Raw genomic sequence first — 6,143 nt, forward strand, 5'->3', positions numbered from 1 at the left:
TTTGCTGTGTAAAGTTATCCTTTACGAAGTTTATTAGTCAAGTACAATACGATTGTACCTGTTAATAAAAATACCATAAACGCTGGAACAAAAGGTATCCAACCGCTTTGGGTAATTAAAATTACAGAACATATAATGTATAAGGAGCCAGCAAAGCTTATTACAGCTATACTTGTATAGAGAGTGCGGTTAAATTGCCAGCAGACAAAACCACCTACCAAAGCCCAACCAAACATCCAAATTGTTTCATAACCAAGAGACCACCACCAGATGAGCGAGCGATTATCTAAGGTCGCACTCAGTATCTGACTGATCATTTGCCCATGCAAGGTTACTCCAGCAACGTCACCATAGGGTGTACTCCAGTAATCAGCTTGTCTGTTTTGCCTGTCTGTAAAGCCAATCAGTACAATCCGATTGCTAATTTGATCAGCAGAAACTTTATTGTCCAAAACGTCCAGAATATTGACTCTAGGGGCAAAATTACTGGGGTCGCTGCCAAAAGTACGATATTTGAGCATCGTTTGATAGCCTTGAAGCTGATTATTGATGTCTTGGTAGCCACCTCCTAATCCCAGCAGTTGAGGAATCTCTGTTGTGCCAAACTTCATAGGCTGGTCATATTTTGAGATTTGGGGATTTAAAGGAGAGGTGAAAGCTTGACCTTGGGCTTCTAGGTAGCGACGAGCAATTACTAGACTAAAAGCGTCTGGTGTCTGACAATATTTAGGGTCTGGCTTTTGCATTAAGTATTGTCGGCGCACATAACGACCACCTTTAGCATCATCATCAACCAAGTCACTAAACCCAACTTGCGCTACAGGGATTTCTGGTGGTTGTTTAAAGCCAAGAATGTTTTCACCCAAGTTATTTTGATAACTGTTTTTGCAGACTGCAATGAAGTTTTTTGTTTGCTGCAAACGTTGTTTTAGACCACCCTCAGCCGAAAAATCACGGATGAAATCTAGACCAATTATACTAGGTTGATGCTGGGACAGATTTTTGAGTAAATCATCTAAAGCTGCATCAGGAATCGAACCTCTACCACCGGGATATCTGCCAGTTTCATTCAACTTCTCCAGGCTTTCTGGATCAACATCTACCATTAAAAATCGTTCGTCCTTTGGTTCATCAGGGCGTAACAGCATCATCTGGTCATAAGCTGCGAGTTCCAAAGGTTGGGTAAATCCGATAAACCTGGCAATGAACGTAACTGTTGTTACAGCCAAGCTAGTCAGCAGCACAGTGCGGAGCTTGATTTTGCGATAGGGGAGAGCGCGACTGGCTGCAAGATATTCTAGTTGTAGATTGGTGGGGACTGGTTCTTTGTTATCAGACTGCTTCAACCATTCCTCAGAGGCGACTAAATCTTTACCCCGGAGCAAAAAACTATCGTCATGTTTAGTATCATCCCATTCTTTGGCTTTGAGGAACAGCCGAGTGTGCGATCGCACATAATCTGGATCTGCATCTAATGTTCTGGTTAATTCCCCAAATTTAGTCAGAAAGTCTCCTCCATGCTGACAAAAATCAATCCACTTCACCTTTGCTAATTCTGGAGAAAGATCCCCAAAATTAACTTCCCGATACAAAACAGTCACAATCCGCTTATTCAACTTTGCCGCATACTCTACCTCAACCTGGCAGTCGGGTGAACTGATAGAGTCTGGCGAAATAATAAATAGGAAGTTGTTAGTGCTTTCTATCCCTTTATAAATCTCTTGCTCAAAGTCAGTACCAGAGGCAATACTTTCCTGGTCAAACCAAGTAGTCTTGTTTTGAATTTGTAATGTATCGTTAAGCTTGCGGGCAAAATCAGAATCAGCGCGAGAGTAAGAAATAAATACATCTAACGCTACCAGAGGCGGTTGATTGAGACTTTCGGTGATGAACTCTACTTGCAGAGGTATCGGCTGATGTTGGGTTTTTTGTTGAGCTATCTTTAACCAAGCCTCCGCCTGCCTCAGATTATAACCCCGCAACAGAATACTAGAATTGCGTTTTTGTCTTTCCCACTTCAGAGCTTTTATTAATAAGATTTTATGCTGTTCGTAGTAAGCCGCATCTTGAGTCAGCACATTGATTAGCTTGTCAATATTGGCATCTTTTTCCTGTTGTTGTTGCTCTGTCAAGTCGATGAACTGTAGGGTACGTAGTTCAACAGGAATCTGCTCTACCTCCACTTGTTCAATTAACAGAGGAATGATCCGTTTTTTCTGCGAGCAAGCATAAGACAGTTCCATTTGACAATATTCTGATTGCAAAGAGGCTGGCGACATCAGAAACACAACATTGTCCGCTTCCTCAATACCGCGATAAATTGACTCGATAAAATCCGCGCCAGACTGAATATCTGTTTTGTTTGTCCAAACCGTGAAGCTTTCTCGCATCAAGATATTGGCAATTTTTTCCATAACTTCCCTCTCTTTTTCTGAGTAAGAGAGGAACACCTGAGTCATCAGGTTGTTAGCATTCTTGGTACTTTGACAAATAAAGGCACAGTGTAAATCCGTTGGTTGACATGGTGGTTGCTCATGTTTAAACCGGATTTTTAACCAGTTTTCAGCCTGTACCCGCTCGTCACCAATTAACAGGTATTGTGAGTTTTTTTGCTGTCGCTCCCACTCCAAGGCTTTGGCTAAAAAGTATGTGTGTTGATGCACATAATCTTGATGGCGAGAACATAGCTCTAGCAGTCCCGCAAAGGATTTTTCAAAGTCATCTATACCTTCACGGAAATATACCCAGTTAATTTTGCCAATAGCTGGGTGCATATTGGGGAAACTGGAGTGTAGACCCTTGGCTTTATATTCTTCCCACGCACTAGCGTCACGTCCAGGATAGCGTTCCTGCCAAATTTCCTGAGTAATTTGTTCTACGTGTAGCAAGGGAATAATGCGTTTATTACGGCGGATTGCTAGGTCTATTTCTTTACCACAATAGGGGGAGTTAATTGAGTGGGGCGCAATGATAAACAGAAAATTGTCAGCTTTCTCAATGCCATCATCTATTTGATTTTGAAAGTCAACACCTAAAGGGATATCATTTTGGTCGAACCAAATTTCCAAACCGGCTTCTACAAGTCGCTGATACAGCTTAGTGGCAAAGGTTTTGCTATCTGCTCTCCCATAAGAAATAAAGGAATTGTTAAAGCTATTCATATTAGAGGATTAATACTCGTTTTCATACATAGTTTTTTGAACGATTACTTATATCACTTACGTCTCAGTGATATAGCCGTAGACAGAGTAGTGAGGATATTAATTGATTAAGTAAAATTTACCATTTTATCTATTCGTTAACAACACCAATTTAATACACTATATTTAATATAGGATTTCTATTTGCTCATTGAAAAAACCCCGTACACTTAAATCTCTTAAAACCCTATTGCCTATTGCCTATTGCCTGTCTCCACAAGCAATTTCAAAAACAAAACCGGAATCCTATATTTGAAGATTGACATCAAAGCCAACTACCCACTAAAACATAAGGGGCCCAATAACGAGGGTGGTCATATCTGGGGTTTTTGAGTAAAGATTGCTGTGCTAAACGCAGGGCTTCGGCTCGGCTGATGTTGGGTTTTCCTAAATGTTGATAAAATTCTTTAATGAAGGGAACGCTGGCTTCATCGTCTAGATCCCACAAACTGGCGATCGCACTACTAGCCCCAGCTTGGACAATAGTTCCAGCAATGCCCATCACTTCTTGGTCATTACCTGTAGCTGTCTGACAAGCACTCAGAAGCAGTAACTCAATTTTATGAGTGCGGTTTTCGCTTTGGGTAGTAAACAATTGATCAAAATCATCTATCTTCAACTTCCCATCGGCCGTCACCACAAAAGTATTTTCTCGGCCTGCACCAAATAGACCGTGAGTTGCTAAGTGTACTATTTCAAAATTAGAACTATTTAGCTTTTGGTTAAAGTTTTTTGTGGTAAATTTTTCGTCAGCAATCCAATTCACGGCTAATCCCGTCTTCTTGATTTCCTCCACTTCGACTGAAACATTTGCTAAAGGAGAAAAACCAGAAAATTCTTGATTATCTGGTGGTTTAGTTAAACTAGCAGCCAAAACTTTCATAGTTTCTCTGTTTAAAGGTTTTGGTTCACGCACTTGTAACCCTAAAGCTAAGGAGACAGAATATTTTTCTACTAGATACTGCTGACCATCATAAAGACTAGCCATAGGAATTTTTTTAAACTGACCATCCAAGACAAAAATCAAATTCTTGATTTTGCTTTCCTTTAGCTCTTTTTCTATTGGTTGAATCAGCCATTTATATACTTGTTGACCATCCTGTTGTACTTCTGGATAACTACCCACTTCTTGCAGATTTTCATATAGTCGGCTGAGAACTTCCTCAATTTTCTCTTGAGGTGAGGTAGCATAATGACTAAGTTCTTTATTAGGCCGCTTGAGGATAACTTCTAAACGGTCATCTAAAATGATTGCATAGATAACAGCCGATGTTTGGTCTTGAGAATCAATCACCTTGTCGAGTGCTAATTTTGTATCTTCACAAGCTTGTTGTAAATAGTTTTGTAATTTCACTACTTGCAGTGCTTCAATAACATTGCGAGCCTGGATCAGATTTACTTGACTTGGTGTTGATGATTGCAGTAATAAATCTACTAAACGCCGATATACAGGTTCTACCGTTTCCCGAAAAGAAAACTGCACATTTTTATTCGTAGCAATCAAATCGCCACGGATATTTTGTAGAGTATTAAATGCTTGTTGATAGGCAGCGATCGCTTCTGTAATATCTCCCGGTTGCTCACAACTGGGTTTACCTTGACAGAGAATACGTCCCATTTGCCAATGCCAACGATAGGCAATATCTGGTGCTTGAATAGACTGTGATAAATTTAGTGCTTGTCTGGTTAAATCCTGGGCTATAGACCATTGTTGAGATAATTCATATAGATGTCCCAGATTACCTAATACAAAAGACTCTGAGCGTACATCTTGCAATTGTTGCGCCTGCTGAAGTGCCACAGCTAAAATTTTACCAATTGTTTCTGGGTTGGGTTCAGGGAATTTTTGCCTCATTTCTAAAAGGCGTTGCGCCAAATTTACTTGAGCGTAAATAGCAGAACGTCCCAGGGGCAACTCAGCAATTTGACTTTGAATTTCGGGATACAATGCTTTAGCTGCTGGCCATTGTTCCAACTCAATTAATAGGCGTAAACGGTTAAGTTGGGCAGGGATTTTGCTAGTCGCAGTAGTTGATGAAACGGCTGCTTTTGCGTAATGATCCAGAGCAGTATTTTTTTGTTTTGTGCTGCTACCGGGAATATAAGCAAGATTCCCCAAACTCAGGTAAGCTTTAGCAATTGCTTCAGGTGATTGCAGTTTTTGGGCAATTTCCAGACTGGTTTGTAAATGTTTTTCTGCTTCCTGAACATCACCAGCCAGCGCCAACGCTTCACCCAAGTTGCGAAAACTAGCCGCTTTAGCGAGGGTGTCTGGTTGTTTTTGTAGATCCGTTGTTAAATTCTGGAGTAAAGAAATTTCTCGGCGATAGAGTCCTAAACTCTGCAATGCTTGTGCTTGGTTAATTTGAGCGAGGGTAGCTCTATTGCTATCTTTTAATTGTTGGTAGAGTGAGGCGGCTGTTTCCCAAGATGACAAAGCGACATCGGCTTTACCCTTGGCTAGTTCCAGATTACCTTTGACATCCCAAACTTGCGCCCAAACTGGCAGGTGTTGCGGTGAATTGGGTATCTTTTGTAAGATAGCGATCGCATCCTCAATTGCCCTAGTTGCTTCATCAATACGACCTAATTGGTGGAAGTTGAGAGCCAAATTACTCAGAATCACCGCCTTTTCTACTGGATCGCTCTTGGTCTGATAGGCTTGCTGTAATAACTTGACTGCTTGTGTAAATCGCCCATTCATATAGAGATTTTTAGCTGCTTGCTGTGGAGATGGATCACCTAACCCCCCAGCCCCCTTCCCTACAAGGGAAAGGGGAGTAGTCAAGGCCTCTCTCCTACGAGGAGAGAGGTTTTCTAGATCCCGTGAAAAGTCAGAAGCAACCACCGATGTAGTCAAACCTTGAGTGTCCACATTACTAGCCACCACAGGCGAAACTAATATACATAGTAAAGTTGTCAGACAAGCCAAAACTCCATACC

The 6,143-nt window shown here is 41.1% G+C and carries 2 protein-coding genes; both read right to left on the minus strand.

The genetic code is table 11. The features are described 5' to 3' along the window. Positions 1 to 14 precede the first annotated feature (14 nt). Complete coding sequence (locus FJR38_RS03770; RefSeq protein WP_168496060.1) at positions 15 to 3,161, minus strand: TIR domain-containing protein; 3,147 nt, start codon at positions 3,159 to 3,161, stop codon at positions 15 to 17. Positions 3,162 to 3,465: 304 nt separating this feature from the next. Next, on the minus strand, positions 3,466 to 6,143 hold a 2,678-nt coding region (locus FJR38_RS03775), incomplete at its 5' end, for a CHAT domain-containing protein (RefSeq protein WP_254449334.1).

The organism is Anabaena sp. UHCC 0253, assembly GCF_009712085.1.
Taxonomy (GTDB): domain Bacteria; phylum Cyanobacteriota; class Cyanobacteriia; order Cyanobacteriales; family Nostocaceae; genus Dolichospermum.

Bases quoted from the DNA above. Each gene is read 5' to 3' on its own strand.
- FJR38_RS03770 (WP_168496060.1), bottom strand. From the start codon at position 3,161: ATGAATAGCTTTAACAATTCCTTTATTTCTTATGGGAGAGCAGATAGC.